The organism is Caulobacter sp. LARHSG274, assembly GCF_052871235.1.
In genome coordinates, this window is the sequence record NZ_JBIXJO010000001.1 from 446,684 (window position 1) to 473,627 (window position 26,944).

The 26,944-nt window shown below is 71.2% G+C and carries 25 protein-coding genes; 14 read left to right on the top strand and 11 right to left on the bottom strand.

Annotation, left to right across the window (positions count from 1 at the left end):
• Nucleotides 1-2 precede the first annotated feature (2 nt).
• Nucleotides 3-1,388: an oligosaccharide flippase family protein gene (locus tag ACIPQB_RS02075; protein ID WP_446483532.1), complete on the top strand. Its 1,386-nt coding sequence runs from the start codon at nucleotides 3-5 to the stop codon at nucleotides 1,386-1,388.
• Nucleotides 1,389-2,024: 636 nt separating this feature from the next.
• On the opposite strand, the gene dnaN is transcribed toward ACIPQB_RS02075, so the two are convergent.
• Nucleotides 2,025-3,143 (bottom strand): DNA polymerase III subunit beta, encoded by a 1,119-nt coding sequence (gene dnaN / locus ACIPQB_RS02080; protein ID WP_446483533.1) that lies wholly within the window; start codon nucleotides 3,141-3,143, stop codon nucleotides 2,025-2,027.
• 174 nt (nucleotides 3,144-3,317) lie between these two features.
• Nucleotides 3,318-3,842, bottom strand: coding sequence for a peptide-methionine (S)-S-oxide reductase MsrA (gene msrA, locus ACIPQB_RS02085; protein ID WP_446483534.1), 525 nt, complete (start codon nucleotides 3,840-3,842; stop codon nucleotides 3,318-3,320).
• Nucleotides 3,843-3,921: 79 nt separating this feature from the next.
• On the opposite strand from msrA, the gene ACIPQB_RS02090 reads away from it, so the two are divergent.
• Nucleotides 3,922-4,416: a low molecular weight protein-tyrosine-phosphatase gene (locus ACIPQB_RS02090; protein WP_446483535.1), complete on the top strand. Its 495-nt coding sequence runs from the start codon at nucleotides 3,922-3,924 to the stop codon at nucleotides 4,414-4,416.
• Here the strand turns inward: ACIPQB_RS02090 and ACIPQB_RS02095 are convergent.
• Genes ACIPQB_RS02095 through hrcA form a run of 3 tightly spaced genes read right to left on the bottom strand, consistent with a single transcriptional unit; the run spans nucleotide 4,413 to nucleotide 6,504 of the window.
• Nucleotides 4,413-4,760, bottom strand: coding sequence for a hypothetical protein (locus tag ACIPQB_RS02095; RefSeq protein ID WP_446483536.1), 348 nt, complete (start codon nucleotides 4,758-4,760; stop codon nucleotides 4,413-4,415). The genes ACIPQB_RS02090 and ACIPQB_RS02095 overlap by 4 nt on opposite strands.
• 33 nt (nucleotides 4,761-4,793) lie before the next feature.
• Nucleotides 4,794-5,414 carry a nucleotide exchange factor GrpE gene (gene grpE, locus ACIPQB_RS02100; RefSeq protein ID WP_446483537.1) on the bottom strand — a complete coding sequence of 207 codons (621 nt, stop codon included), beginning with the start codon at nucleotides 5,412-5,414 and terminating at the stop codon, nucleotides 4,794-4,796.
• A 13-nt stretch (nucleotides 5,415-5,427) separates the two neighbouring features.
• On the bottom strand, nucleotides 5,428-6,504 hold the full coding sequence (hrcA, locus tag ACIPQB_RS02105) for a heat-inducible transcriptional repressor HrcA (protein ID WP_446483538.1): 1,077 nt from the start codon (nucleotides 6,502-6,504) through the stop codon (nucleotides 5,428-5,430).
• Between the two features lie 112 nt (nucleotides 6,505-6,616).
• On the opposite strand from hrcA, the gene rph reads away from it, so the two are divergent.
• Complete coding sequence (gene rph / locus ACIPQB_RS02110; RefSeq protein ID WP_446483539.1) at nucleotides 6,617-7,333, top strand: ribonuclease PH; 717 nt, start codon at nucleotides 6,617-6,619, stop codon at nucleotides 7,331-7,333.
• Nucleotides 7,334-7,494: 161 nt separating this feature from the next.
• Here rph and ACIPQB_RS02115 read toward each other — a convergent pair whose 3' ends face one another.
• The 3 genes from ACIPQB_RS02115 to ACIPQB_RS02125 form a co-directional block, all read right to left on the bottom strand.
• A complete protein-coding gene (locus ACIPQB_RS02115; RefSeq protein WP_446483540.1) occupies nucleotides 7,495-7,725 on the bottom strand; it encodes a helix-turn-helix domain-containing protein in 231 nt (76 codons plus the stop codon).
• An 18-nt stretch (nucleotides 7,726-7,743) separates the two neighbouring features.
• On the bottom strand, nucleotides 7,744-8,277 hold the full coding sequence (locus ACIPQB_RS02120; protein ID WP_446483541.1) for a DUF2975 domain-containing protein: 534 nt from the start codon (nucleotides 8,275-8,277) through the stop codon (nucleotides 7,744-7,746).
• A 338-nt stretch (nucleotides 8,278-8,615) separates the two neighbouring features.
• Nucleotides 8,616-9,218: a glutathione S-transferase N-terminal domain-containing protein gene (locus ACIPQB_RS02125; protein ID WP_446483542.1), complete on the bottom strand. Its 603-nt coding sequence runs from the start codon at nucleotides 9,216-9,218 to the stop codon at nucleotides 8,616-8,618.
• 27 nt (nucleotides 9,219-9,245) lie between these two features.
• Between ACIPQB_RS02125 and rdgB the strand changes: the two genes are divergently transcribed.
• The 9 genes from rdgB to ACIPQB_RS02170 all read left to right on the top strand — a co-directional run bounded on the left by rdgB (nucleotide 9,246) and on the right by ACIPQB_RS02170 (nucleotide 18,496).
• Nucleotides 9,246-9,851 (top strand): RdgB/HAM1 family non-canonical purine NTP pyrophosphatase, encoded by a 606-nt coding sequence (gene rdgB / locus ACIPQB_RS02130; protein ID WP_446483543.1) that lies wholly within the window; start codon nucleotides 9,246-9,248, stop codon nucleotides 9,849-9,851.
• Nucleotides 9,844-10,992 (top strand): radical SAM family heme chaperone HemW, encoded by a 1,149-nt coding sequence (gene hemW, locus ACIPQB_RS02135; RefSeq protein WP_446483544.1) that lies wholly within the window; start codon nucleotides 9,844-9,846, stop codon nucleotides 10,990-10,992. The genes rdgB and hemW overlap by 8 nt, the downstream gene beginning before the upstream one ends.
• Nucleotides 10,993-11,060: 68 nt before the next feature.
• Nucleotides 11,061-11,960: a 16S rRNA (cytidine(1402)-2'-O)-methyltransferase gene (rsmI, locus tag ACIPQB_RS02140; RefSeq protein WP_446483545.1), complete on the top strand. Its 900-nt coding sequence runs from the start codon at nucleotides 11,061-11,063 to the stop codon at nucleotides 11,958-11,960.
• Nucleotides 11,957-12,367 (top strand): YraN family protein, encoded by a 411-nt coding sequence (locus ACIPQB_RS02145; RefSeq protein WP_446483546.1) that lies wholly within the window; start codon nucleotides 11,957-11,959, stop codon nucleotides 12,365-12,367. Before rsmI ends, ACIPQB_RS02145 begins: the two co-directional genes overlap by 4 nt.
• Nucleotides 12,364-13,179 (top strand): SirB1 family protein, encoded by an 816-nt coding sequence (locus tag ACIPQB_RS02150; RefSeq protein ID WP_446483547.1) that lies wholly within the window; start codon nucleotides 12,364-12,366, stop codon nucleotides 13,177-13,179. Before ACIPQB_RS02145 ends, ACIPQB_RS02150 begins: the two co-directional genes overlap by 4 nt.
• Before the next feature lie 174 nt (nucleotides 13,180-13,353).
• Nucleotides 13,354-14,307, top strand: a complete 954-nt coding sequence (gene gshB, locus ACIPQB_RS02155) for a glutathione synthase (RefSeq protein ID WP_446483548.1) — start codon at nucleotides 13,354-13,356, stop codon at nucleotides 14,305-14,307.
• A gap of 119 nt (nucleotides 14,308-14,426) precedes the next feature.
• Nucleotides 14,427-15,989 (top strand): YifB family Mg chelatase-like AAA ATPase, encoded by a 1,563-nt coding sequence (locus ACIPQB_RS02160; RefSeq protein WP_446483549.1) that lies wholly within the window; start codon nucleotides 14,427-14,429, stop codon nucleotides 15,987-15,989.
• Nucleotides 15,990-16,066: 77 nt separating this feature from the next.
• Entirely contained in the window at nucleotides 16,067-16,726 is a 660-nt protein-coding gene (rpe, locus tag ACIPQB_RS02165) for a ribulose-phosphate 3-epimerase (RefSeq protein ID WP_446483550.1), read from the top strand.
• A 9-nt stretch (nucleotides 16,727-16,735) separates the two neighbouring features.
• Nucleotides 16,736-18,496, top strand: coding sequence for a heparinase II/III family protein (locus ACIPQB_RS02170; RefSeq protein ID WP_446483551.1), 1,761 nt, complete (start codon nucleotides 16,736-16,738; stop codon nucleotides 18,494-18,496).
• A 31-nt stretch (nucleotides 18,497-18,527) separates the two neighbouring features.
• Here ACIPQB_RS02170 and ACIPQB_RS02175 read toward each other — a convergent pair whose 3' ends face one another.
• Nucleotides 18,528-19,961, bottom strand: a complete 1,434-nt coding sequence (locus tag ACIPQB_RS02175) for an OprO/OprP family phosphate-selective porin (protein ID WP_446483552.1) — start codon at nucleotides 19,959-19,961, stop codon at nucleotides 18,528-18,530.
• Nucleotides 19,962-20,062: 101 nt separating this feature from the next.
• Complete coding sequence (locus tag ACIPQB_RS02180) at nucleotides 20,063-21,406, bottom strand: dicarboxylate/amino acid:cation symporter (RefSeq protein WP_446483553.1); 1,344 nt, start codon at nucleotides 21,404-21,406, stop codon at nucleotides 20,063-20,065.
• A 218-nt stretch (nucleotides 21,407-21,624) separates the two neighbouring features.
• Here ACIPQB_RS02180 and ACIPQB_RS02185 point away from each other — a divergent pair, with 218 nt between their 5' ends.
• Together ACIPQB_RS02185 and ACIPQB_RS02190 are read left to right on the top strand one after the other, a co-directional pair.
• The gene (locus tag ACIPQB_RS02185) at nucleotides 21,625-23,457 is read left to right on the top strand and encodes a sensor histidine kinase (protein WP_446483554.1); all 1,833 of its coding nucleotides are present in this window, start codon (nucleotides 21,625-21,627) and stop codon (nucleotides 23,455-23,457) included.
• Nucleotides 23,454-24,809, top strand: coding sequence for a sigma-54-dependent transcriptional regulator (locus tag ACIPQB_RS02190; RefSeq protein ID WP_446483555.1), 1,356 nt, complete (start codon nucleotides 23,454-23,456; stop codon nucleotides 24,807-24,809). The genes ACIPQB_RS02185 and ACIPQB_RS02190 overlap by 4 nt, the downstream gene beginning before the upstream one ends.
• A gap of 7 nt (nucleotides 24,810-24,816) precedes the next feature.
• Here the strand turns inward: ACIPQB_RS02190 and ACIPQB_RS02195 are convergent, their stop codons facing one another.
• Nucleotides 24,817-26,823, bottom strand: coding sequence for a TonB-dependent receptor plug domain-containing protein (locus ACIPQB_RS02195; protein ID WP_446483556.1), 2,007 nt, complete (start codon nucleotides 26,821-26,823; stop codon nucleotides 24,817-24,819).
• Nucleotides 26,824-26,944: the final 121 nt, after the last annotated feature.

The following is a 26,944-nucleotide window of genomic DNA, read 5'->3' on the forward strand; positions in this document are numbered from 1 at the left end:
CCTTGTCCCTCATCAAACGCCTCTTCTCCAGGGACCGCTACATGGTGGCGGTCTTGCTGGGCGTCGCCACCGCCCTGCTCGCTCGCGGCGCGGGGATCGTCACCCAGATCGTGGCGGTGCCCGTGGCCCTCCAGCACCTGAGCCACGAGCGGTTCGGCGTCTATCTGATGCTGGCGGGCATTCTGAACTGGATCCTGCTGGCCGCGTCGGGCCTGAGCTCCGCCCTGGCCAAGGCGATCGCCGGCCGCAATCCGGAGCATGACGAACTGCGGGACCTGCTCGGCGCGGCGATCGCCTTCGTGGCGATGGTGGGCGCGGTGATGTGCCTGATCGTCTCGGTCATCTTCATGATCTGGGCCCACAGATCGCCGAGCCTGCCGGCCAGTCTTCGCGACGAGACGCTCGTCGCCGGCCTGCTGATGAGCCTGACCCTGCTGGCCATCGTCGTCCTGCAGGTGTTCGAAGGCGTGCAGAACGGCCGGCTGAAAAGCTACATTATCAACATCTGCCGCCTCGTCGGCAGCCTGGCGTCCTTCATCCTGCTGTTCACGGTTCCGAGGTTCTGGCCGGCGATCGGCGCCTTCGTGCTGTCCCTGAACGGCGGCCTGCTGATCGGGGCGGTGCTCAACGCCGCGGCCGTGGCCCGCAGCCTGCCGCCGAGGTTCGCCCATCTGCGGCGCGATATCGGCCTGATCGCCGGCCTGCTGCGCAGCGGCGCGCCGTTCCTGTTCATCTCGACTGCCTCGCTGTTTCAGACCTATCTCCCCGTCTTCCTGCTGGGCGCCATCAAGGGACCCGTTTCGGCGGTGGACTTCGGACTGTTCGTTCGCGGGCTGGTGCTGCTGCTTTCGGTCGCGGTGATGTTCACCGCCCCGCTCTGGCCCGCCCTGCTGTCCGCCGAGGCGCGGGGCGAGCGCGCTCGGGCGATGAAGCTGGCCGTGCCGGTGGGCGGAACCGTGCTGGCCCTGGCCCTCGGGGCCGGCCTGGCCATCGGCCTGTTCGGCGGCCAGGTGCTGAGCCTCTGGACCCGCCAGCCCTACCACGGCGGACACAGCCTGCAGGCCGCGTTCGGGGTCTATATCTTCCTGGTCCTGTGGTCGCACTTCTGGGCGATCATGCTGATGGGTCAGGGGCGCGAGCGCCTCGTCGCCGTCGTCCTGTTCAGTGAAGCCCTGGCCATCGCCGGCCTGGGCTCGGCCGGCGCCGCCTGGCACGGGGCTCCGGGCATGGCCATCGGCATGGCCCTGGCGGTGACCTGCGCCTCGGCCTGGATCTTCCCCGTCTCGGCGCTCAGGCGCCTGCTGTCGGACCCGCCGGCCAAGCCGACCGAAACCTTGTCGACCGAGGACGCCGTGGAGACGCTCGCCGGCGGACCAGCGGTCGAATAGGGCCCGGGTTTTTCTCCATTCTTTTTCTCCCTTCCCTCCCCACGAGGGGGAGGGAAGATAAGAAAGAGGATGAGGGAAGGTGTTTGGGGGGATCGGGACGCATCTATCCCCGCGGGCGCCGCCGCAAACCTCAAATTTTCCAACGCCTTGCAGAATCTTCAGCGTCACAAGCCCTCGGCGTCGAAACCGCCGCTATCCTGAACCCACCTCGTCGCAGGGAAAGGGCGCATGGCCAGCGACCGATGCGGCGGCGGGGGGCGATCGAGCGGGACTGGGCTGGAGGGGGTTACTTCAGCGTGTCCGGGGAGCCTGGCGTTGCAGGCCCCGCCCGCCGTCGGCGTCGACGAGGATAAAGCGCGTGTGTCGAAGATCCGCGCCCTCGTCGCCGGGGCCCGTCGGAAACGGCGGGGTTCCGGAGTCCGGCTAGGCCTTAACAGGGCCGCCTACCGGACGCGGACGGAAAACGAGCGCGCGGAGCGGTGGCTTCGTCGAAACGGTATTTATCAAAGAACTCCGGACGTCGTCCGGCGCTCCGCGTCCCTTTCCATCACCTCAGCGGTCATCCGCGTGAGGCGGCGAGCGCGTGGATAAGGCCCAAAGCCGCCCATCCCCTGTGGAAGATCGGAAGTGAAGCCCCTACACCCGCAACGGCATCAGCACGTACTTCACGCCCGGGTCGGTCGGGTCGACCACCAGGGTCGGGCTGGCCGGGTCGGCGAAGCGGAATTCGGCGATCGGCCCGCCGATCTGACCGCAGACGTCGAGCAAGTAGCGGGCGTTGAAGCCGATCTCGAAGGCCTCGCCGTCATAGTCGACCTCGACCTCCTCGACGGCTTGGCCGGCTTCCATGTTGCGGACGGTCAGGGTGATCCGGCCCGGCTCGACCGCCAGTTTCACCGACCGGCTCTTCTCGGCCGAGATGGTCGCCACCCGGTCGACGGCCTTGGCGAACAGGTCGTTGTCCAGGGTCAGGATCTTGGCGTTGTCGCGGGGGATGACCCGCAGATAGTCGGGGAAGGCGCCGTCGATGACCTTGGAGGTCAGGGCGGCGGCGCCGAACTCGAAGCGCACCTTCTGGGCGCTGATCTGCAGGTCGACCTGCTCGCCGGCCGATTCCATCAGCCGGCGGGCCTCCTGGATGGTCTTGCGCGGCACGATGATCCCGGGCAGGCCGGCCGCGCCCTCGGGGGCGGCCATCTCGGCCAGGGCCAGGCGGTGGCCGTCGGTGGCCACGGCCCGCAGCTTGACCTCGCCGCCGTCGTTGACCGTGTGGAGATAGAGGCCGTTCAGATAATAGCGGGTCTCTTCGGTCGAGATCGCAAAGCGGGTCTTGTCGATCAGCCGGATCAGCTCGTTGGTGTCGACCGAGATGCGACCCGACAGGCCGTCGCTGCTCATCACCGGGAAGTCGCCGGCCGGCAGCACCGGCAGGTTGAAGCGCGAGCGGCCGGCCTGGATCACCAGGCGGGGATCGTCGCCGCTGAAGCTCAGCGACACGTCCGAGCCGTCGGGCAGCTTGCGGACGATTTCATAGAGGGTGTGGGCCGGGGCGGTGATCTGGCCGGGCACGTCGATCTGGGCCAGGCCCTCGTCGATGATCTCCATGTCCAGGTCGGTGGCGGAGAAGCTCAAGGTGTCGCGATCGGCCGACAACAGGATGTTCGACAGGATCGGGATGGTGTTGCGGCGCTCGACGACGCTCTGCACGTGACCCAGCGCCTTCAGCAGCGCCGCCCGCTCGATGGTAAGCTTCATATCTCGGTCCAGGTCCCGGGGTCGCGGCCGACTAGAGAATCCCCCGAGCGGCCCCGCAATGAATGGACTTGCGACATTAGCGTAATCGCGCCGCTGGGGAAGAGGGGGCGAGCGCCGGGATGCGGCGAAATGCGCAGGTCCCGGCGAGGCCCGTTCCGGGGCCGATCCGACGCCTCAGCCGGCCGCCGCCCGGTCGGCCCGGGCCGGCAGTTTCCAGCCCGGCCGGATGAAGTGGCAGGTGTAGCCGTTGGGGATCCGTTCCAGATAGTCCTGGTGCTCGGGCTCGGCCTCCCAGAACGGACCGGCGGGCGCAACCTCGGTCACCACCTTGCCCGGCCACAGGCCCGAGGCCTCGACGTCGGCGATGGTCTCCAGCGCCGTCTCCTTCTGCGCCTCGCTGGTGTAGAAGATCGCCGAGCGATAGCTCAGGCCGATGTCGTTGCCCTGGCGGTTCAGGGTCGTCGGGTCGTGGATCTGGAAGAAGAACTCCAGCAGCTGGCGATAGCTGATCGTCGCCGGGTCGAAGACGATTTCGATCGCCTCGGCGTGGGTGCCGTGGTTGCGATAGGTGGCGTTGGGCACGTCGCCGCCCGAATAGCCGACCCGGGTCGAGATCACCCCGGGATAGCGGCGCAGCAGGTCCTGGACGCCCCAGAAGCAGCCGCCGGCCAGGATCGCGGTTTCGGTGGAGGTCGCCATGGCGGGGTCCTGCTTGAGATTGCCGAGAGAGGCTGCATGTTGGGCCGATCGGCGTCCCGCGCAAGCCTGGACGCCGCCGATGACGAGAGGGCTTTTCGTGACGCGACCCGCCGTGCTGTTCGTCTGCCTGGGCAATATCTGTCGCTCGCCCCTGGCGCAGGCCGCCTTCCGCCGCGAGGCCGAGCGGCGCGGCCTGGACGTCGAGATCGATTCGGCCGGGACCGGCGCCTGGCACGTCGGCCGTCCGCCCGACCGCCGCGCCCAGGCGGTGGCGCGGCGCCACGGCATCGACATCAGCGGCTATCGCGGCCGCCAAGTGAGCGCCGAGGACTTCCGCCATTTCACCCACATCGTCGCCCTGGACCGCGAGAACCTGGCCGACCTGAAGCGGCTGCGCCCCGCCGACGGAACCGCGCAACTGCTGCTGCTCCTGGACACCGTCGAGGGTCGGCAGGGCCAGGCTGTGGCCGATCCCTATCTCGGCGCCGATTCGGACTTCGACATCACCTGGTCCGACGCCGTGGCCGGGGCCAAGGGCCTGGCCGATCGGATCGAAGGCGAGGCGTCCGGCTAGAATCTCAGCGCCAGCTTGGCGCCGATGAACTTGCCGTCGGGATCATAGCCGCGGGCGGTCGCCGCGCCGCTGGTGTCGGCGCTGGGCTGCAGGCCGCACAGCAGGCCGGCCGAACCGGTCACGTCGCTGGCGCGGCGCTCCACAGAGGTGCGCGCCACCCCCGCCGGCAGCCGGGCCGGGGCCCGGCTGTAGAGCACCGGCAGGCCGGGCGCGGAAAGGTCGAGCGGCCGGCCGCCTTCGGGCCGGGTCAGCGACAGGGCCGAGGTTCCGCCGGCGGCTTCCGCGTGGACGGCGCCGGCGGTCAGGCCCAGGCCCAGGGCGATCAGGAGGCGCGCATGAGACATCGACGTTCCGTTTCCTCGCCCTGGCGGCGTTGGCTACGCCTTGGTGTCGAACGCCCCGCCGGCGCTGTCGTCGGCGGGGGCGTAGGGATTGGCGCCGGTCGTGGCCGGTTCGGCCGGCGCGCCGGGGGCCGTCGAGCCCTTGGCGGCCACGGCGACCATGGCCGGGCGGACCAGGCGGCCCATCAGCTCGTAGCCGGCCTGCAGCACCTGGATGACGCCGCCGGCCGCGATCTCGTCCGACGGCTGCTCCATCACCGCCTGGTGCAGGTGGGGGTCGAACTTCTCGCCCTTGGCCGGGTCGATCTTGCGCAGGCCGTTGCGCTCGAAGGCGCCCTGCAGCTCCTTCTCGGTCATCTCGACGCCGATGATGAAGTTGGTCACCGCCGGGTCCTGCGAATCGCGCGGGCTGCTGGCGGTGGCGCGCGACAGGTTGTCGGCGGCGCCCAGCAGGTCGCGGGCGAACTTCTGGATCGCATAGGCGCGGGCGTCGTTCATCTCGCGCTCGGCCCGGCGCTTGGTGTTCTCGGCCTCGGCGGCGAAGCGCAGGGCCTGGTCCTTCAGGGCCGCCACTTCCAGCTTCAGGGCTTCGATTTCCTGGGCCGCGTCATCGGCCTCAAGAGCCACGTCGTCGGCCGGCGTTTGGTCGTCGGTCATCTCGAAACAGTCCTCATCCGTCCATCATCCGGCCGAGCACGCGGGCGGTATAGTCCACCAGCGGGATCACCCGGGCATAGTTTAGGCGCGTGGGCCCGATCACGCCGATCGCGCCCAACACCTTCTGTCGGCCCGTCATATAGGGCGCCGCGATCAGGGAGGAACCCGAAAGCGAAAAGAGTCGCGTTTCGGCCCCGATGAAAATGCGCACGCCCTCGGCGGTGCGGACGTCGTCGAGCAGGCCGATCAGCTGGCCCTTCTGCTCCAAGTCGTCGAACAGCCGGCGCACACGCTCCAGGTCCTCCCGGGCGCTGGCGTCGGCCAGCAGGTTGGCGCGGCCGCGGACGATCAGGGCCCGGTCGGGGTCGTCGCCGCCGCTCCAGGCGGCCAGGCCGTCCTCGACCAGACGCGCCGCCGTGGCGTCCAGTTCACGCCGGGCGGCGTCCAGCTCGGCCGCCATCTCGGCCTTGGCCTCGTTCAGGGTGCGGCCGCGCAGGCGGGCGTTGAGAAAGTTGGAGGCCTCCTGCAGCGAGGCGGGGGTGACCCCGGCCGAGCGCTTCATCAGCCGGTTCTCGACCGTGCCGTCGTCGAACACCATGATCGCCAGGGCCTGGTCGGCGCCCAGGGCGACGAACTCCACATGCTTGACCCCGCCCTCGCGGGCCGGGGTGACGACGATGCCGGCTCCGCCGGCCAGGCCCGAGAGAATGGCGCTGGCCTCGCCCATGGCGTCCTCGAACGAGCGGCCATGGGCGTAGAGCCGCGATTCGATGCTGCGCCGCTCCTCCTCGCCGATATCGCCGACCTCCAGCAGGCCGTCGACGAACATCCGCAGGCCGGCGTGGGTGGGGATGCGCCCGGCGCTGGTGTGGGGGGCGTTCAGCAGGCCCAACTGCGCCAGGTCCTGCATGGTGTTGCGGATCGAGGCCGGCGACAGCTGCACGCCGCCGCGCGAAATGGTCCGCGAGCCGACGGGCTCTCCGGTCTCCAGATAGGATTCCACCACCCGGCGGAAGATGTCGCGGGCGCGGGCGTCCAGGTCGGTGAGACTGGGCGTCTGCGCGGAAAAACCCGAAAAAAGCTGTGTCATCTAGCCTTCGAACGCGCCCCAGCGGGCTCCCCAGGTTCCGACGGGATTGGACGACCCCGCTGAAGTTAGGATAAGCGGCCTGATCCTATCACGCAAAGCCCCGGAGTTTCCCATGCGTCCGTCCGAACGCGCCCCCGACGCCCTTCGCGTCGTCACCCTGGAAACCGGCGTCAACCGCTATGCCGAGGGCTCGTGCCTGGTCAGCTTCGGCCACACCAGGGTCCTGGTCACCGCCACGGTCGAGGAAAGCCTGCCCGGCTGGCTGCGCGGCAAGGGCTCGGGCTGGGTCACGGCCGAGTACGGCATGCTGCCCCGGGCCACGCATACGCGCGGGCGCCGTGAGGCCGCGCAAGGCAAGCAGAGCGGCCGCACCCAGGAGATCCAGCGCCTGATCGGCCGCTCGCTGCGGGCCGTCGTCGACCTCAAGGCCCTGGGCGAGCGGCAGATCAGCCTCGACTGCGACGTCCTCCAGGCCGACGGCGGCACCCGCACCGCCGCCATCACCGGCGCCTGGGTCGCCCTGCGCCTGGCGATCAACTACCTGCTGGAGGAGGGCGTGCTGAAGGTCGACCCGATCCTGGCCCAGGTGGCGGCCGTCTCCTGCGGGGTGTTCAAGGACGCCCCGGTGCTCGACCTCGACTACGAGGAGGACAGCCAGGCCGAGGCCGACAGCAATTTCGTGCTGACCAACACCGGCGACATCGTCGAGGTCCAGGCCACCGGCGAAAAGCGCGGCTTCACCCGCGGCGAGTTCGACGCCCTGTTCGCCCTGGCCGAAAAGGGGATCGGCGAGCTGTTCGTGCTGCAGCACGAGGCGGTTTCCAAATAATCACCGTCATTCCGGGCCTTGTGCCCGGAACCCCTCTCTTCGCCGCAGGTGCGCAGGTGTGGCGCGCCAGCGCGCCAAGGCGCCTCACCGTCGGCTGAACCAGGGGTTCCGGGCACAAGGCCCGGAATGACGGATGAAAGGTGAGCGCGAAGGCGAGGCCTTCAGTCTTCCTCGTGGCTCTCGCCCGGTCCCGGCTCATAGGTCATCAGGTCGCCCGGTTGGCAGTTCAGCTCGCGGCACAGGGCGTCCAGGGTCGAGAAGCGCACCGCCCGGGCCTTGCCGGTCTTGAGGATCGACAGGTTGGCGATCGTCACCCCGACCCGGTCCGACAGCTCGGTCAGCGACATCCGCCGTTCCAGCAGGACGCGATCCAGTTGCACGCGGATGGCCATGTCATTCGTCTCCGCGCATCAGATGGTCAGTTCGGCTTCGCGGCGCAGGCGCGCGCCCTCGCGGAACACCTCGGCCAGGACGAAGACCACCAGCACCGGGAACCAGGCGCTGAGGCTGAAGCCGCCGCCGACGTCCTTGGCCTCCGGGGCCAGCCAATGGGCCAGGGCCGAGAAGATGTAGTGGCCGATCTCAAGGGCGGCCAGCACCAGTCCGACCACCCGCAGGCGGCGGACATTGTCCGGATGGAACGGGTCGCCGGCGGTCAGGGTGGCGAAGATCCGCCGCAGCCGCTCGACGATCACCATCCAGCCGCCTGACAGCAGGGCCCAGGCCGCCAAGGCCCCGGCGAACAGCGGGCCCTTGTCGATCAGCTGGTCGGCCGAGCCGCCGATGTGCAGCTTGGCGGTGATCAGTTCGGGGTTGAAGCTCAGCAGCAGCACCACGACGGTGAACACCGCCAGCAGGGTGACCCAGACCCACAGGCCGACATAGATCACATCGAGAATGATCTTCAGGAAGCTCGAAACCGAGCCGGGTCCCAAGGCGCGCATCCGCTCTTCCCCCTAAGCAGGACGCCGACCATGCCCCAGCGGATCGGGGGTGGTCAAAGGCGCGCTCGCGACCGGCTCAGAACGTCTTGACGGCGAAGGTCACCGCGGCGATCGGCAGACCGACGATCAGCGTCAGGGTCGCCAGGCGGGTGGCGACGGCGTCGGCGATGCGGAACAGTCTGGCGGCGGACATGACGGGCCTTCGATCGGGTTTGCGGGACAGGCCGGCATGGCGCTGCTCCCATGTAGCCAAGATAGGGAGCGATTGTGTCAGCGCCAATGTCGCTTATCGATAAACGATATTAAACCTTGGTAATGATCGGGGTCCGATGTCGGGATTACGCCAGGTGTGGCGCCGTCGCCACCATCGACGGCCGCCGGCTGGCCGCTTCGTACCAGGCCGCCAGCTGCGGCCGGCCCGGCCGCCAGTCCAGGACCTTGCGGCCGTCGAGATAGGCCAGCTGGGCGGCGACCGCGATCTCGCCGACCTGGAAGCGGTCGGCGGGCAGGCCGTCGCGCTCCAGCTGGTCGAGGGCGGCGTTGATCGCGGCGGCCTGGCGGTCGAATAGGTCCTGGCGAGCCGGGCCCTTGCCGTCGGTCTCGCGCATCCGTTCGCGGACGATGGCCAGGGCCGCATCGCCCATGCCGTCGGCCAGGGCTTGCAGGATCAAGGCGGCCCAGCGGCCAGGGCCCGCGGCCGGGGTCAGGGCGGTCCCGGCCCGATGTTCGAGGTACTCGCAGATCACCGGCGAGTCATAGACCGGCGGGCCGTCCTCCAGGACCAGGACCGGGATCTTCGACAGCGGATTGGTCGCCCGCAGGTTCTCGTCGGCATAGGGGCTGACGACGACCAGGGCCAGCTGCTCGGCCAGGCCCAGTTCGAAAGCGACCACACGAACCTTGCGGGCGAAGGGCGACATGGAGGAGTAGAGAAGCTGCATGTTCTTGTCCCGGAAAGGAGCCGCGCGATGACGCTGAAGCTGGAAGCTGGACTTAAGCTCGTCGCCGCCACGCACAACCCCGGCAAGGCCAAGGAATTGGCCGCCCTGCTCGACGGGCGCTTCGAGGTGCTGGCGGCCGGGGCCCTGGGCCTGCCCGAGCCCGACGAAACCGAGACCACCTTCGTCGGCAACGCCCTGCTCAAGGCCCGCCACGCCGCCGAACTGTCGGGCCAGATCGCCCTGGCCGACGATTCCGGCCTGTCGGTCGCCGCCCTCGGCGGCGCGCCGGGCATCTATTCGGCCCGCTGGGCTGGCCCGAGCAAGGACTTCGCCCAGGCCATGGACAAGGTCGCCGAGCGGATCGAGGAGACCGGTTCGGAGGACCGCGCCGCCTGGTTCACCTGCGCCCTGGCCGTGGCCTGGCCCAACGGCGGCCCGACGGTGGTGGTGCAGGGCGAGGTCCACGGAACCCTGACCTTCCCGCCGCGCGGCGACAAGGGCTTCGGCTACGACCCGATCTTCGTCCCCGAGGGCGGCGACCAGACCTTCGGCGAGATGGAGCCGGCGGCCAAGGACGGCATGAGCCACCGGGCGATCGCCTTCGCCAAGCTGAAGGCGGCGCTGTTTGACTGAAACAGGCCCCCTCGGCGTCTATGTCCACTGGCCGTACTGCGCCCGGATCTGCCCCTATTGCGACTTCAACGTCGTGCGCGACCGCGGCAGGACCGCCGAGCAGGCGGCCCTGGCCGACGCCATCGTCGCCGACCTGAAGGCCCAGCGCAACCTGACCGGGCCGCGCCCTCTGCTATCCATTTTCTTCGGCGGCGGCACCCCGTCGCTGATGGATCCGGCCCAGGTGGCGCGGGTGATCGAGACCGCCAGGGCGCTGTGGACGCCGGCCGACGACCTGGAGATCAGCCTGGAGGCCAATCCCACCGACGCCGAGGCCAGCCGCTTCGAGGCCCTGGCGGCGGCGGGGGTGGCGCGGCTGTCCCTGGGCGTCCAGGCCCTGGACGACGCGGCCCTGGCGATGCTGGGTCGCAACCACGACGCCGGCTCGGCCCGCCGGGCCATCGCCGTCGCCGCCCGGCTGTTTCCGCGCCTGTCGCTGGACCTGATCTACGCCCGGCCCGGCCAGACAGTCGAGGCCTGGCGCGAGGAGCTGGCGCAGGTCCTGGCCTTCGGGCCCGAGCACCTGTCGCCCTACCAGCTGACCATCGAGGCCGGCACCGCCTTCGACCGCGCCGTCGGCCGGGGCAAGCTGGTCGTGCCCGACGAAGACCAGGCCGCCGCCCTGTTCGAGGCCACGCAAGACGTGCTGGAGGCCGCCGGCTTCGACGCTTACGAGGTCTCCAACCACGCCCGCGGCGAAGCGGCCCGCTCGCGCCACAACCTCGTCTACTGGCGGGGCCGCGACTATGTCGGGGTCGGCCCAGGGGCCCACGGCCGCCTGACCCTGGCCGGCGGCAAGCTGGCCACCACCGCCCACCGGGGCGTCGCCGACTATGTCCGGGCGGTCGCCCAGACCGGCCTTGGCTTCGAATCGGAAGCCCTGACCCCGGTCGAGGCGGCGGAGGAGCGCCTGCTGCTGGGCCTGCGCATCGACGACGGAGTGGCCTTCAATGAGGTGGCGGCCCTGGCCCTGTCGCCGGACACGCCTCGGGTGAAATCCCTGGTCGAGGCCGGGCTGCTGGCTGACGATCGCGACCGCCTGCGCGCCACCCGGTCCGGGCGCCTGGTTCTGGACCGGCTGACAGGAATGCTCGCGACCTGATAACCATCATGCATTAGCCTGCCGGGGTCGTCGCCATGGCGACCCAGTCCGCGTCGGAAAGTCCGCCCTTGAGCCGTTCGCTTGCCCCGCCACCCCTGTCCGACGCGCCCCTGGCGCCGGGGCTCTATCTGGTGGCGACCCCGATCGGCAACCTGCGCGACATCACCCTGCGGGCCCTCGACGTGCTCAACGCCTGCGACCTGCTGCTGGCCGAGGACACCCGGGTGTCGGGCAAGCTCCTGGCCGCCTATGCGATCTCCAAGCGGCTGGAGCGCTATGACGAGCACGTCGCCGACCGGGCGACGCCGCGCATCCTGGAGCGGCTGGAGGCGGGCGAGCGGATCGCCCTGGTCTCCGACGCCGGCACGCCGATGGTCTCCGACCCCGGCTACCGCCTGGCCCAGGCGGCGATCGAGGCCGGCCACCCGGTGTTCCCGATTCCCGGCGCCTCGGCGGTGCTGGCGGCCCTGACCCTGGCCGGCCTGCCCACCGACCGTTTCCTGTTCGCCGGCTTCCCGCCGCCCAAGAGCGCGGCCCGCCGGACCTTCTTCGAGGAGCTGGCCAATGTCCGGGCCACCCTGATCTTCTACGAAGGCGCCTCGCGGGTCGCCGACAGCCTGGCCGACATGGCCGCGGTGTTCGGTCCGCGGCCCGGGGCGGTGGCCCGCGAACTGACCAAGCTCTACGAGACCTGCGTCCGCGGCCCGCTCGACGAACTGGCCGCCGATCCGCGCTTCGCCGCCCCCAAGGGCGAGATCGTCATCCTGGTCGGCCCCGGCCAGGAGAAGGCCGTCGAGGCCGGCGACGCCGAGGCGGCGCTGCGTGAGGCCATGACCCGCCTGCCGCTCGGCGAGGCGGCCTCGGCCGTGGCCAAGGCCCTGGGCCTGCCGCGCCGCGACCTCTATCGCCAGGCCCTGGCCCTGAAGGAAGCGGCCGCCAGGGACGCGCTCGAGGGCCAGGCCGAATGACCGCCGCCCGTCCCGTGCGTCCCGAACGCCAGGCCCGGGGCGCGGCGGCGCGGCTGGCCGGCCGCCGCGCCGAGGTGGTCGCCGCCCTGTGGCTGATGGCCAAGGGCTATCGCATCCTGGGATTCCGCCTGGTTACGCCGCTGGGCGAGATCGACCTGCTGGCGCAACGTGGGGGCGTGTTGGCCGTTGTCGAAGTCAAGAGCAGGACCAGTCTGGAGGCGGCGCTGGAAGCCGTGACCCACGAACAGCGCGCCCGGCTGCGCCGCGCAGGGGCCCATGTCGCCGCCAGTCGCGCCGGCCTGCGCGGCGCCGTGGTGCGGCTGGACCTGATCGCCCTGGCCCCCGGACGGCGGCCGCGCCACGTGCCCGACGCCTGGGTCGGGGATATGCGGGGAGCCGGCCTATGACCCGCGAAGAGGCCGAAGCTGTGCTGACCAAGGCCGGCGAGTGCTCCGACGAGATCTTTCCGCTGTTCGACGCAGCCCTGGCCTGCGCCGTCCACGACGACCCCGACCGCGACCTGGAGCCGACCCTGGCCCTGGCGAAGCTGTCCGTCGCCCGCCTGACCGAGCGGATGACCTCGGAATCCCCCGAGGAGGCCCTGGCCGAGACCATGGCCGGCGACCTGCGGCTGTCGGGCGACCTCCTGACCTACGACCATCCCGACAACGCCGACGTCATCGCCGTGGCCGAGCGGCGCAAGGGCCTGCCGGTGGCCCTGGGGGTGTTCTACCTGCACGCCGGCCGCGCCTGCGGCCTGAACCTGCACGGCGTCGACTTCCCCGGCCACTTCCTGCTGCGCATCGAGACCGACGAAGGCCCCCTGGCCCTGGATCCGTTCAGCGAGGGCCGGGTGGTGCTGCCGTCGGAGCTGTCGCGGCGGGCCCTGCACACCGGCCTGATGCCCGATGTCGCCGCCAAGCTCGACGTGCTGATGAGCCCGATCTCCGACCGGGCGGTGCTGATCCGCCTGCAGAACAACATCTTCGCCCGCGCCCAGCAGGCGCGCGACTGGGCCCGGGCCGAGCGCTCGGCCCTGCGCCGGGCTCTGCTCAACCCCACCGACCACCACCCCTGGCTCGACGTCGCCGCCGCCCGCGAGGGCCAGGGGGCGCTCGGCGGGGCCCTGCAGGCGCTGTCGCGGGCCCAGGTCCTGGACGGCGGCGCGACTGTCGCGGCCCGCGCGGCCCGCGAGCGCATGCGGTTGCGGCTGAACTAAAGGCTCCTGGCCTCAATCGCTCCGACCATCGTTCAGCTGCAATGCGGATTAGAGATTCCGATCGTGTGCAGCCGGGCCTCGATCGACGTCGCCCCTCGCATTCGGGCTCAGGCCGCCCTAACTAGGCAGTCGCGGCGCGGGGTTCCCGCGCCGCCAAGCCGATCCGGAGCCGTCATGTCGCTGAGAGTCGCCGTCCAGATGGATCCCGTGCTCGGGATCAATATCGAAACCGACACCACCTTCCTGATGATGATGGAGGCCCAGACCCGCGGCCACAGGCTGTGGTTCTACACCCCCGACAAGCTGTCGATGGAGGACGGCCGGGTGTTCGCCCGCGCCCAGACCCTGGTCCTGAGCAACGTCAAGGGCGCCCATGCGCAGCTCGGCGCGGCCGGGGTGCTGGACATGAAGGACGATGTCGACGTGGTGCTGATGCGCCAGGACCCGCCGTTCGACATGGCCTATATCACCGCCACCCATTTCCTCGAAAAGGTCCACCCCCACACCCTGGTGGTCAACAACCCGGCCGAGGTGCGCAACGCCCCCGAAAAGCTGTTCGTCACCGACTTCCCCGGCGTGCAGCCGCCGACCCTGATCACCAGCGATCACGAGGCGATCTACGACTTCCGCGCCCGCCACGGCGACATCGTGCTCAAGCCGCTCTATGGCGGCGGCGGCTCGGGCGTGGCCCGGCTGCTGCTCGACGACCCCAATCTCGACGCCCTCCTCGAGCTGCACGCGATGATCGGCCGCGAGCAGGTGATCGCCCAGAAGTTCGTGCCGGCCGTCAGCCTCGGCGACAAGCGGATCCTGCTGGTCGACGGCGAGCCGGTGGGGGCCATCAACCGCGTGCCGGCCGCCGGCCAGGTGCGCTCGAACCTGCGGGTCGGCGGCCGGGCCGAGGCGGTCGAGCTGACCCCGCGCGACCTGGAGCTCTGCGCGATCATCGGCCCGGAACTGAAGCGGCGCGGCCTGCTGTTCGTCGGCATCGACGTGATCGGCGAATATCTGACCGAGATCAACGTCACCTCGCCGACCGGGGCCCAGCAGTTGAAGCGGTTCGGCGGCGCCGACGCGGCCGCGGTGCTCTGGGATCGGATCGAGGCGCTATGCTCCCGCTCCGCGTGAGGAACATGCCCTAGGGTTTTGAACCGTCACACTTTCCTGAAACGTTCGTTTTTTGTTCTTGCTCCGCTCCAACAGCCATGCTTGGCTTGTGGATAAATTTGCGCTGGGAGCGAAAAACAATGGCGGCGAAGGTCGTCACCGTGGCGTTCGAAGGGGTCGAGGCGCGCCGCGTCGACGTCGAGGTGCAGCTGACCGGCGGCCAGCAGGTCATGGTCATCGTCGGCCTGGGCGACAAGGCGGTGGCCGAGAGCAAGGAGCGGGTGCGCGGCGCCTTCGCGGGCCTGGGCCTGGCCCTGCCCGGCAAGCGGATCGTCGCCAACCTGGCCCCTGCGGACATGCCCAAGGAAGGCAGTCACTACGATTTGCCGATCGCCCTGGCGGTGATGGCGGCCATGGGGGTGATCCCGCTCGACGCCCTCGATGGCTGGGCGGCGATGGGCGAACTGTCCCTGGACGGACGGATCGTCGCCGCGGCCGGGGCCCTGCCGGCGGCCATGGCGGCCGGGGCGATGGACCTGGGCCTGATCTGTCCGGAGGCCTGCGGGGCCGAGGCGGCCTGGGCCGGCGGCACCCGCATCCTGGCCCCGCGCTCGCTGGTGGCCTTGATCAACCACTTCCGCGGCGGCCAGGTGCTGTCCGCTCCCGCGCCCGGCCCGGTGGTCGAGGGCGAGACCGCCAAGGACCTGCGCGACGTCAAGGGCCAGGAGCACGCCAAGCGGGCCCTGGAGATCGCCGCGGCCGGCGGCCACAACCTGCTGTTCTGCGGCCCGCCCGGCTCGGGCAAGTCGATGCTGGCCCAGCGCCTGCCGGGCCTGCTGCCGCCCCTGACCTCGACCGAGCTGCTGGAGACCTCGATGGTCCATTCGGTGGCCGGTCTGATCGCCAAGGGAACCCTGACCCGGGCCCGGCCCTACCGCTCGCCGCATCACAGCGCCAGCATGGCGGCCCTGACTGGCGGCGGGCTGAAGGCCAAGCCCGGCGAGGTGTCGCTGGCCCACAACGGCGTGCTGTTCCTCGACGAACTGCCGGAATTCGGCGTCCAGGCCCTGGACAGCCTGCGCGGCCCGCTGGAGGTGGGCGAGGTGATGGTGGCCCGGGCCAACGCCCATGTCCGCTATCCGGCCCGGGTGCAGCTGGTGGCGGCGATGAACCCGTGCCGTTGCGGCCATGGCGGGCCAGGACGCGGCGCCTGCGGCAAGGCTCCCCGCTGCCAGCGCGACTACCAGGGTCGGGTCAGCGGCCCATTGATGGACCGCATCGACCTGACCGTCGACATGCCCGCCGTCACCGCCGCCGACCTGGCCCTGCCGCCGCCGTCGGAGGGCACGGCCGAGGCCGCCGCCCGCGTCGCCCAGGCCCGCCGCCTGCAGCTGGAGCGGGCCGAGGCCCTGGCCGAGATCATGACCGGGACGCCGACCGGCGCCGAGGCCCTGAACGGCCGGGCCGAAGGGCGCTTCCTGGAGAAGATCGCCGATCTCGACGAGGCCGGCCGCAACCTGCTGGCCCGCGCCGCCGAGGCCGGTCGGATCAGCGCCCGCGGCTGGACCCGCGTGCTGCGCCTGGCCCGCACCATCGCCGACCTGGAGGGCGCGGCCGGGGTGCGCCGCATCCATGTCGCCGAGGCATTGGCCCACCGCCGGGCCGGGACCCTGGGCGAAACCGCCGGCGAGGCGGCGTTCTAACGACCTGGAAGCGGCCTGAACCCCGCGTGACAACGGGCTCGCTTGTCGCGCGAGGCCAAGCCCGCTAAGCCATGGACATGACCGCGCCGCTGATCGCCCCGTCCATTCTCGCCTCCGACTTCGCCAAGCTGGGCGAGGAAGTCGCCGCCATCGAGGCGGCCGGCGCCGACTGGGTGCATGTCGACGTGATGGACGGCCATTTCGTGCCCAACATCACCCTGGGTCCGGACATCGTCAAAGCCATCCGGCCGCACGCCAAGATCCCCTTCGACGTGCACCTGATGATCAGCCCGGCCGACCCCTATCTGGACGCCTTTCGCGAGGCCGGCGCCGACCTGATCAGCATCCATCCCGAGGCCGGCCCCCACCTGCATCGCTCGCTCAAGCGCATCCGCCAGCTGGGCGCCAAGGCCGGGGTGGTGTTCAATCCCTCGACCTCGATCGACCATGTCGAATGGATCCTGGAGGACGTCGACCTGCTGCTGGTGATGAGCGTCAATCCCGGCTTCGGCGGCCAGAGCTTCATTCCCGGCCAGCTGCGCAAGGTCGAGGCCCTGCGCCGGCTGGTCGACGCCCAGGGCCTGGACATCGTCATCGAAGTCGACGGCGGCGTCACCCCGGCCACCGCGCCCCAGTGCGTGGCGGCCGGCGCGACCGCCCTGGTCGCCGGCTCGGCGGTGTTCAAGGGCGGCCCCGCCGCCTATGCCGACAACATCCGCGCCCTGAAGGGGGGCTGATCCAGCGACATGGACGGGGCCCCCGCGACCGGTTCCGCGCCCAGGACCTCCGCCCTCGCCGGCGGAAGCCAGGCCCGTGGCCGCGCCCGGCCCCGCGGCCTGTTTCTCAAGGCGTTCGGCGCCGCGGCCCGCCGCCACCTCGAACGCGAATGGTTCGGCTCGCCGCCGCACCGGGCCCTGATCAGCCGTCCGCGCCCGGTCGGCCTGGCCGCCCATCCGCACGATCCCCGACCTATCGACCTCGAACGCGGCCGCCAGCTGCTGGACGGGGTGATGACCCTGGAAGGCGCGACGCTGCGCCTGGGCGAGGCCGGCGACCCCTTCGACCAGCCCAGCCCGACCCGGCGGTTCGCCGTCGCCCTGCACGGCTTCGACTGGCTGCCGCACCTGTTGGCGGCCGGACCCGGCGCGCCGCGCCTGGCCCTGAGGCTGATCCAGGATTGGCGTCGGGTGTTCGGGACCTGGAACGAATTCTCCTGGAGCGGCGAGGCCCTGGAGCGCCGCACCTTCCACCTGGCCTGCGCCGCCAAGGCCCTGGCCGCCCAAGCCTCCGACGCCGAGATCTCGGCCATGGCCCTGGACATCGCCCGCGGGGCCCGCCAGTTGCTCAAGGCCTCCGACGCCCCCCAGCGCCGGCTGGAGCGGGCCGTGGTGGTGACCATCGCCGGCTGCACCCTGACCGGCAAGGCCAGCAACCGGCTGATGGCGACCGGCCTCAAGCGGGTCACGGCCGAGCTGGAGGCGATCGTGCTGGCCGACGGCGGCCATGCCAGCCGCTCGCCCCAGGCCGGGCTGGAGCTGCTGTTCGATCTTCTGACCCTGGACGACGCCGTGGGCCAGCGCGGCCGGCCCGCGCCGGAAGCCCTGACCCGGGCCATCGACCGCCTGAGCTCGGCGGCGCGGTTCTTCACCCTGGCCGACGGTCATCTGGCCGCCTTCCAGGGCGGCGAGGCGGTCGAGCCGCGCCGGATCGCCGCCGCCCTGGCCCATGACGAGGGCGGCCCGCGTCCGCCGCAGAGCGCGCCGCATGTCGGCTACCAGAAGATGCAGGGCGCCAGCATCCAGGTGATGGCCGACGCCGGGCCGCCGGCCACCGGCCGGCTCAGCGTCGCCGCCTGCGCCCAGCCGGCCGCCGTCGAGATCGTCTGCGGCAAGGACCGGCTGATCACCAGCTGCGGCTGGAGCCCGGAGGCCATGGGCGCCAACGCCTTCCGCCTGTCGGACGCGGCCTCGACGGCCTCGGTCGGCGACGGCTCGGCCGGGCGGCCGCTGTCGGGCTGGCGGGCCCGGGCCCTGGGGCCCTGGCTGGTGGACGGCGCGACCCAGGTCGAGGTCAAGCGCCACGACGGCGACGCCGGGGTGTGGCTGGACCTGGCCCACGACGGCTGGCGGCGCCTGGGCCTGACCCACGCCCGTCGGCTCTATCTCGACCTCAAGGCCGACGAGCTGCGCGGCGAGGACAGCCTGGTCCCGATGGCCGCCGCCCGCACCGACGGCCCGCGCCGCTACCTGCCGTTCATGATCAGCTTCCACCTCCACCCCGACGCCCGCGCCTCCCTGGCCCGCGACGGCAAGAGCGTGCTGATCAAGGGTCCGTCCAATGTCGGCTGGTGGCTGCGCAACGACGCCGTCGACGTGGCCATCGCCCCCTCGCCGCACTTCGACCACGGCCATGCCCGTCAGGCCGGCACGATCGTGCTGAAAAGCCAGGTGCGGCCCGAGAAGGGCGCCAAGATCCGCTGGAAGCTGGCCCGGGCGGCGGATCACTAGCCGAAGCCAGGGGCCCGCCGCCGCGGGTCGCCTAGAACTCCACCTGCAGCCGGGCCTGGGCCACGGTGACGTCGGCGTCGAGTTCCGCCCCGGCGAGGTTGCGGTTGTCGATCTTGGCGCGGGTCAGGTTCCCCGTCAGCCGGACATAGCTGTAGGGATACCAGTTGGCCCCCAGCGTGACGGCGCGGTAGATCCCGGCCGTGGCCAGGCCGGTCTGCAGCGCCGGGGCGACGGCCGTATTGGCCGCCATGTCGCTGAGGTCGGCATAGTCGTAACGGGCCGCCAGCTCCAACGCCCCCAGGCCGCCCTTGTCGAGCGGGTGGACCACCTTGATCCGGCCGAACGAGCCGTTGGGATTGTAGGGCCGCGTCTCGCCGGTCGGGAACCAGCTGGCGGCGGCGTAGGCGGTGACGATGTCGAAGTTGGGCCCGCCCAGGGCCGGGCTCAGGCTCGTGGCGATGCGGTCGACCTTGATCCGGGCGGCTTCGGCCTGCAGCGACACGGCGCGGTGGATCCAGGCCGCTTCCAGGCCCAGGGTGGTGTCGCCGTCGCCGACCGCGCCGGTGCTCAGCAGGGTCGCGCCCGACGCCATCTGCGGCCGGAAGGCGGTGTTGGCGCCCGCCGAATAGGTGAAGCCGGTCTCGCCGCCGCGGTCGCGCCGCCGCGCCCAGGCCCCCAGGTGCAGGCGGTCGTCTGGCGACAGTTTCGGCGACCAGGTGGCGCGCACCGTCGCGCCCGACCGCTCGACCGCCTGGTTGGGATCGAAGCCGCCAGTCACGTCGGTCTTGTTGATGCTGTCGCCCTGCAGGGCCGCCCACAGCGACCAGTTGGGGCCGGTCCGCACCGCCTCCAGGGCCAGGGTGTAGCCGGCGTCGATCAGGTCGCCATAGGCGCCGCGCTCCATGAAGGTGATCGACTTGAACGAGGTCAGGCCCTCCAGCGAGGCGGCCTTCTGGTTGCCGGCCAGCAGCGAGGTCTGGTTGCTCAGCTTGTATTCGATGATGGCGTCGTCCCAGCCCCAGGCGCCGCCGCTGACCGCGCCGCCTTCCAGGCGATAGGCCCAGCGGCCGGTCTGGCCCTCGACGCCGAGGAACAGCTGGCGGGCCCGGAACTGGCGGGCGTGGTAGTCGGCCAGGCCGTCGCGCTCGGTGGTGGAGTCCACCGCGTCCAGCGACATCCGCCCGCGGAGCTTGAAGGTCGCGCCCGAGGCGTCGGTGAAGCGCGGCGAGTTCTCCCAGCGGATCGGATCGGCCGCCGGCTTGGCCGGCAGGGTCTGGATCGGCGCGGCGGCCGGGGCTGGCGCGGCGGCGGGCGCCGGGGTCGCGGCCTGGCGCTCGAGCACGTCGAGCCGGGCCTGCAGCGCCTGGATCTGCGCCTTCAGGGCGGCGAGATCGGGGTCTTCGGCCTGGGCCGCGCCGGCGAGGCTGGCTGCGACGAGGGCCGTGGTGGCGAAAAGGACGCGCATGATGGAATCTCCCCCTCTTCGGCGCCGGGCGCCGGACGACGGTGGTCAGGATCGGAATGGGAAGGGAGGCCGCCGCAGCGACCTCCAGGTGTGGGGACCGGCTATTCGGCCGCGATAGTGACCGGGTCGGGCGTCGGCTCGACGTCGGACGGGACCGGATGGCCGGCCAGGGCGGCGTCCAGCAGGTCCTTGTCCAGGGCGTTCTCCCAGCGGCTGACGACGATGGTCGCCACCGCGTTGCCCATGAAGTTGGTCAGGGCCCGGCATTCGGACATGAAGCGGTCGACGCCGAGGATGAGGGCCATGCCGGCCACCGGCACCGAGGGCACCACCGACAGGGTCGCCGCCAGAGTGATGAAGCCGGCGCCGGTGACGCCGGCCGCGCCCTTGGAGCTCAGCATGGCCACGCCCAGCAGCAGCAGCTGGTCGCCCAGCGACAGGTGGACGCCGGTGGCCTGGGCGATGAACAGCGCCGCCAGGGTCATGTAGATGTTGGTGCCGTCGAGGTTGAAGGAATAGCCGGTCGGCACCACCAGCCCGACGACCGGCTTGGCGCAGCCGGCCCGCTCCAGCTTGTCGATCAGGCTGGGCAGGGCCGATTCCGAGGAACTGGTGCCCAGCACCAGCAGCAGCTCGCTCTTCAGGTAGCGGATCAGGCGCAGGATCGAGAAGCCGTTGAACCGCGCCACCGCGCCCAGGACCACCAGCACGAACACCAGCGAGGTGGCGTAGAAGGTCCCGACCAGGGCGGCCAGGTTGATCACCGAGCCGATGCCGTACTTGCCGATCGTGAAGGCGAAGGCCCCGAAGGCGCCGATCGGCGCGGCCTTCATCAGGATGCCGACCAGGCGGAAGAAGGCGTGGGCGATCGACTCCAGCAGGTCGACCACCGGCTGGCCCTTGTCGCCGACCAGGGCCAGGGCGACGCCGAACAGGATCGAGAAGAACAGCACCTGCAGGATGTCGCCGTCGGCGAAGGCGCCGGTGACCGTGGCCGGGATGATGTTGCTCAGGAAGCCGACCACCGTGGTCTCGTGGGCCTTGGCCGCATAGTCGGCGACCTTGTCGCTGTGCAGGCTGGCCGGGTCGATGTTCATGCCGGCCCCGGGGTGGACGACATTGGCGACGATCATGCCCAGGATCAGGGCCAGGGTGGAGAAGGTGAAGAAGTAGACGAAGGCTTTCAGCACCACGCGGCCGAACTTGCCCAGATCGCGCATGCCGGCGATGCCGGTGACCACGGTCAGGAAGATCACCGGGGCGATGACCATCTTCACCAGCTTGATGAAGGCGTCGCCCAGCGGCTTCAGGGACTCGCCGAAGTGCGGATAGAAGTGGCCGATCAGGGCCCCGGCGGTGATGGCGATCAACACCTGCACATAGAGGTGCGTGTACCAGCGGCCCGGGCGCGGCGGAGCGGCGGTGGAGGGGATCTGCGGGGTCATCGGCGGGCTCCTGGCTGGTTTCCTCGCGCATCTCTGAAGGCTCGGCGCTTGGTCCTAGAGTGCGGCCATTCCACCGTTCGGGCTCAGAATTTTCTTCACATTTGGATAGTGCTTTGATCATTATGAGCTTTTTGCAGTTCCCACCGTGGTGACGGTGTGAAATCTGTGTCGCATATCGCTCACCGATAATCGCGATTGTGTGGTATGTGACACGGATCATGGAGGCCGCCCTGGACCCATCCGCGACATCGGCGACGCCGGCCTGGCGCAGGCGAGTGCTCGGCCTGGCCCTGGCGGCGGCGGTCGTCGGGGCGGGGCTGGCCTGGGCGGTCGGGGCGCTGGTGCAGGACCGCGCCATGGCCACCCTGCGGTCGCGGGCCGCGGCCTCGGCGGCCCTGCACGCGGCGGTGCTGCGCAGCGAACTCGACAAGCAGCGGGCCCTGCCCCTGGTCCTGGCCGACGACGCCGACCTGGAGACGGCCCTGGCCGAGCGCTCCCCAGCGCGGCTGCAGGCCCTGTCGCGCAAGCTGGAGGCCCTGGGCGTCCAGGCCCGCGCCGCGGCGGTCTATGTCATCGGGGCCGACGGCGTGACCGTGGCGGCCAGCAACTGGCGCCAGCCGACCAGCTTCGTGGGCTCCGATTACGGCTTCCGCCCTTATTTCACCCAGGCCCTGCGCCACGGCTACGCCGAGCAGTTCGCCCTGGGCACGGTCAGCCGCAAGCCCGGCCTCTACCTGGCCCGGCGGGTGGATGGGGCGGCGGGACCGCTGGGCGTCGTCGTCGTCAAGCTGGAGTTCGACGGCGTCGAGACGGCCTGGCGGGCGATCGGCGAGCCGGCCTTCGTCACCGACCGTCGCGGCCTGGTGCTGATCACCAGCCAGCCGGACTGGCGGTTCCGGGCCCGTCAGCCGCTGCCGGACGCCGCCCGCGCAGCGCTGCGGGCCCAGGGCCAGTTCGGCGCGGCGACCTTCGCCCCGCTGCCGCTGCGGTCCCGGGGCGACGGCCGCGTCGTGCGCACCGACGTCGCCCGCCCTGACTCTCAGATCGAGACCCGGCTGGCCGAGGTCGCCCCCGGCTGGACCCTGCACCTGCTGACCGCCACCACCGCCGCCGACCAGGCCGCGGCCGCGGCGCGGTGGATCACCGCCCTGGTCTGGACCCTGCTCAGCGTGCTGCTGGCCTGGCTGTGGATCCGCCGCCGCCGGGTGCGGCTGGCCGCCCAGCGCGAGCGCGAGGCGCGGCTGGAGCTGGAGCGGCGGGTCGAGGCCCGGACCTTCGAGCTGACCCAGGCCAACCGCGCCCTGTCGCACGAGGTCGATGAGCGCCAGCGCACCGAGACCCGGCTGCGGGCCCTGCAGGCCGACCTGGTCCAGGCCAACAAGCTGGCCTCGCTGGGCCAGATCGCCGCCGGCGTCGCCCACGAGATCAACCAGCCGGTCGCCGCCATCCGCGCCAACGCCGACAACGGCCTGGTGCTGATCGGCCGCGGCCAGGCGGACGCCGCGCGCCAGAACCTGACGGCGATCACCGCCATGACCGAGCGGATCGGCCGCATCACCGACGAGCTGCGGGCCTTCTCGCGCAAGGCCGACGGCCGGGTCGAGCCGACCCTGGTGTCGGAGGTGATCGACGGCTCGGTGCTGCTGACCGCCAGCCGCTCGCGCCGCCACGACGCCCGGCTGGTCCGCGACGACGCCGCGCCCGGCCTGAGCGTGCTGGGCGAGCGGATCCGGCTGGAGCAGGTGCTGGTCAACCTGCTGCAGAACGCCTTCGAGGCGGTGGAGAAGCGCCCGCACGGGGTCGTCACCCTGGCCGTGCGCGACAAGGGCGAGACGGTGGAGATCACGGTCGGCGACAACGGCCCGGGCCTGGCCCCGGAGGTCGAGCGCGGCCTGTTCACGCCGTTCCTGACCACCAAGCCCCAGGGCCTGGGCCTGGGCCTGGTCATCGCCCGCGACATCGCCGTCGGTTTCGGCGGCCAGCTGACCGCCGCCTCGACCCCCGGCGAAGGCGCGACCTTCACCCTGACCCTGCGCAAGGCGGCTCCATGACCGCCGCCTCGGGCAAGGTCCTGTTCGTCGACGACGACGACGCCCTGCGGACGGCGGCGGTGCAGGGCCTGCAGCTGACCGGCTTCGAGGTCGCCGCCTTCGACAACGGCCCGGCGGCGTTGAAGGCGCTGTCGCGGGACTTTCCGGGGGTGGTGGTCTCCGACGTGCGCATGCCGGGCATGGACGGGCTGGCGCTGTTCCAGCGCATCCAGGCCATCGACCCGGACATTCCGGTGTTGCTGATCACCGGCCACGGCGACGTGGCCATGGCCGTGGCCGCCCTGCGCGACGGGGTCTACGACTTCGTCTCCAAGCCCTTCCCGATGGACCGGCTGACCGCCGCCGTCGGCCGGGCCCTGGAGAAGCGCGGCCTGGTGCTCGACAATCGCCGGCTGGAAGAGGCGGCCGTCCAGGCCCCGGCCGGCTCGCCGCTGCTGGGCGAGACGCCGGTCATGCAGCGCCTGCGCGCCACCATCGCCCAGCTGGCCGAGGCCGAGGTCGACGTGCTGATCCAGGGCGAGACCGGGGTCGGCAAGGCCCTGGTCGCCCAGGCCCTGCATCGCGGCGGCCCGCGCCGCAACCGGCCGATGGTGACGGTCAACTGCGCCGCCCTGCCCGAGACGGTGTTCGAGTCCGAGCTGTTCGGGGTGGCCGGCCCCGGCTCGGGCGGACTGCGGTCCAGCGTCGGCCGCCTGGAGCGGGCCGACCGCGGCGTGCTGTTCCTCGACGAGGTCGAGGGCCTGGCGCCGGCCATGCAGGCCAAGCTGCTGCGGGTGGTGGAGGAGCGCGAAATCTGGCCGGTCGGCGCGGCCGAGCCCCGGCACCTGGACCTGCGGATCATCGCCGCCAGCAAGGTCGACCTGGTCGAGCCGGTGCGCGAGGGCCTGTTCCGCGCCGACCTCTATTACCGGCTCAATGTCGTCACCCTGGTGGTGCCGCCGCTGCGCGAGCGGCGCGAGGACGTGCCGATGCTGTTCGGCCACTTCCTGGCCGAGGCCGCCGCCCGGTTCCGCCGCCCCGCCCCGCGCCTGACGCCGGTGGTCCGCGACCACCTGCTCGGCCACGACTGGCCCGGCAATGTCCGCGAACTGGCCCACTACGCCGAGCGCGTGGTCCTGGGCCTGCCGTCCGCCGCCACCGCCGACAGCGCCGTCCCCGGCGAGGCCGAGGGACTGGCCGAGCGGGTCGAGCGCTACGAGGCCATGGTCATCCGCGAGACCCTGGCGGCCTGCGACGGCGACGCCCGCACGGCCATGGCGTTGCTGCGCACGCCGCGCAAGACCTTCTACGACAAGCTGCGCCGCCACGGCATCGAGATCGACAGCTACCGCCCGTCGCGGCGCTCCAGCTGAGGAAGCCTCAGAACCGCCACTGGGCGTCGACGGAGATGCTGCGGCCGGTCTCGACGCCGGAGGCGGTTCCTATCTGGAGGGCGCCGCCGGCCCGGCCGAACTCCGGATGGCGGGGCCGCAGGAGATTCTCGCCGGTGACGGCCAGTTCGAGCGACCGCGACAGCGCCCAGCGGACCCGGGCGCCCAGTTCGGTATAGGCCGGCGAGGCTGGGGCCGGCAGCGCCCCGATCCGGCGCAGGTCGACGTCGACGGCGACCCCGTGGCTCAGGTCCATCATCGAGCGCAGCGACGCCTGATAGGCCGGATCATTCCCGGCGATGTCGGTCCCGGTGAGGCGGCTGCTGCCCGGCTTGAAGTTCAGGTCCTTGTGCAGCCGGCTGTAGCCGCCCGACAGCCGCCACCAATCGGCGGCCTGGTAGCCGCCCCAGGCCTCGAAGCCGTAGGTCTCGCCCTCCATTCCGTTGGCGAACAGGATCGGCAGGCCGCCGTTGGTCAGCTCGAAGCTGCGCAGGTCGTCATAGACATTGTAGAAGGTCGAGATCGAGATCGAGCTGCGCGCGGTCGGCTGGGCCCGATAGCCTAGTTCGTAGGCCACCAGCTTCTCGGGCCGGAAGATCCGGCCGGTCAGGAACGGGGTGGAGCCCAGCAGCTGGACGAAGTCGCGGTCGAGCCGCGACGGAGCCCGGACCGCCCGCGAGACCGCGGCCCAGACCAGGGTGTCGTCCGAGGCCTTCCACGACAGCCGCGCGCTCGGCAGGGGCTCGCGCCCGGTATAGGGATCGTCCTCGACCTTCAGGCCCAGCGTCAGCTTGAGCGCCGGCGTCAGGGCGATGGCGTCCTGGACGAACAGGTTGCCCAGGGTCTGGCGGCGGCCGACCGGATCGAAGAACTGGATGTTGGGCGGGGCGGGGACGACGGGAAAGTCGTCGTCGGTGACGCGGTAGCCGCCGCCCCAGACGATCTCCTGGCGGCTTCCCAGGGTGAAGCTGTGCTGGACGTCGAGGTCGTAGGTGTCCAGCCGGTTGTTGAACTGTCCTGGGACGGAACGTTCCAGGTGGTCGTAATAGGCCTGGACCTGCAGGGTCCCGCCGCCGCCCGTCGGATGGGTCCAGCGAGCGACCAGGTTGTGGCCCGAGACCTTCTGGTCGGGCGAGGCCGGCAGGTGCTCGAAGCCGCGATAGGCGTCGCCCTCCAGGGTGACCAGGTCGGTGCCGGCCGCCCAGTCGAGGCGAAAGCCGCCCTGGCGGCGGCGCCAGCCGTCCCGGGCGTCGGCGCCGGTGGCGGTGACGCCGTCGTCGTGGTCGCCGACGTCGGCATAGACGCGATAGGTCAGGCCCTCGGCCAGCCGTCCGTCATATTGCAGGCTGGCCCGGCGCTCGACCGCGCCGCCGCCCACCCGCAACGTTCCGCCCTCGGCCTCGCCCGAACGGCGGGTGACGATGTTGATCACGCCGTTGACCGCGTTGGCCCCCCACAGGCTGGCGCCCGGCCCGCTGATCACCTCGATCCGCTCGATGTCCTCGGGCGGCACGTGCTGGGCGTTCCAGAACACCCCGTGCGAGAACGGGGTGTAGACGCTGCGCCCGTCGATCAGGACCAGCAGCTTCTCGGCGGCGGCGCTGTTGAAGCCGCGCGACGAGACGCCGTAGACGGCGGCGGTGATCCGCGCCACCTGCAGGTTGGGGGCCAGGCGCAGGATGTCGCCCAACTCGGTGGCGCCCGAACGCATGACGTCTTCGTGGGTGATGACATAGATGGCCGCCGGGGCCTCGCTCAGCGGCTGGGCCGACTTCGAGACCGAGGAGACCTCGACATTGGCCAGCTCCTCGATCGACAGGCTCGCCAGGTTCATCAGCTCGCCCCGGCCCTGGCCGGCGTCCATCGCCGCCCGCGTCGGGGCCGCCGTTGCGGCGGCCAGCAAGGCCGGGCTCAGGGCCAGGGCGGTCGAAACCGCCAGCCGCCGTCCCAGCCGTAAACTCCAACGCCTGCCGACTCCGTCCCGACGTCGCGCCATGCACCCGCCCCCGCCCGCAGATCGGCGCAAGCTTCTTATGGTTTTCGCGCCGACCGAACGATATGAGCATACTCGCTACGGTAGTCAAAGCTTCCAGAAACATCTCGTCGAGTCGATAGCG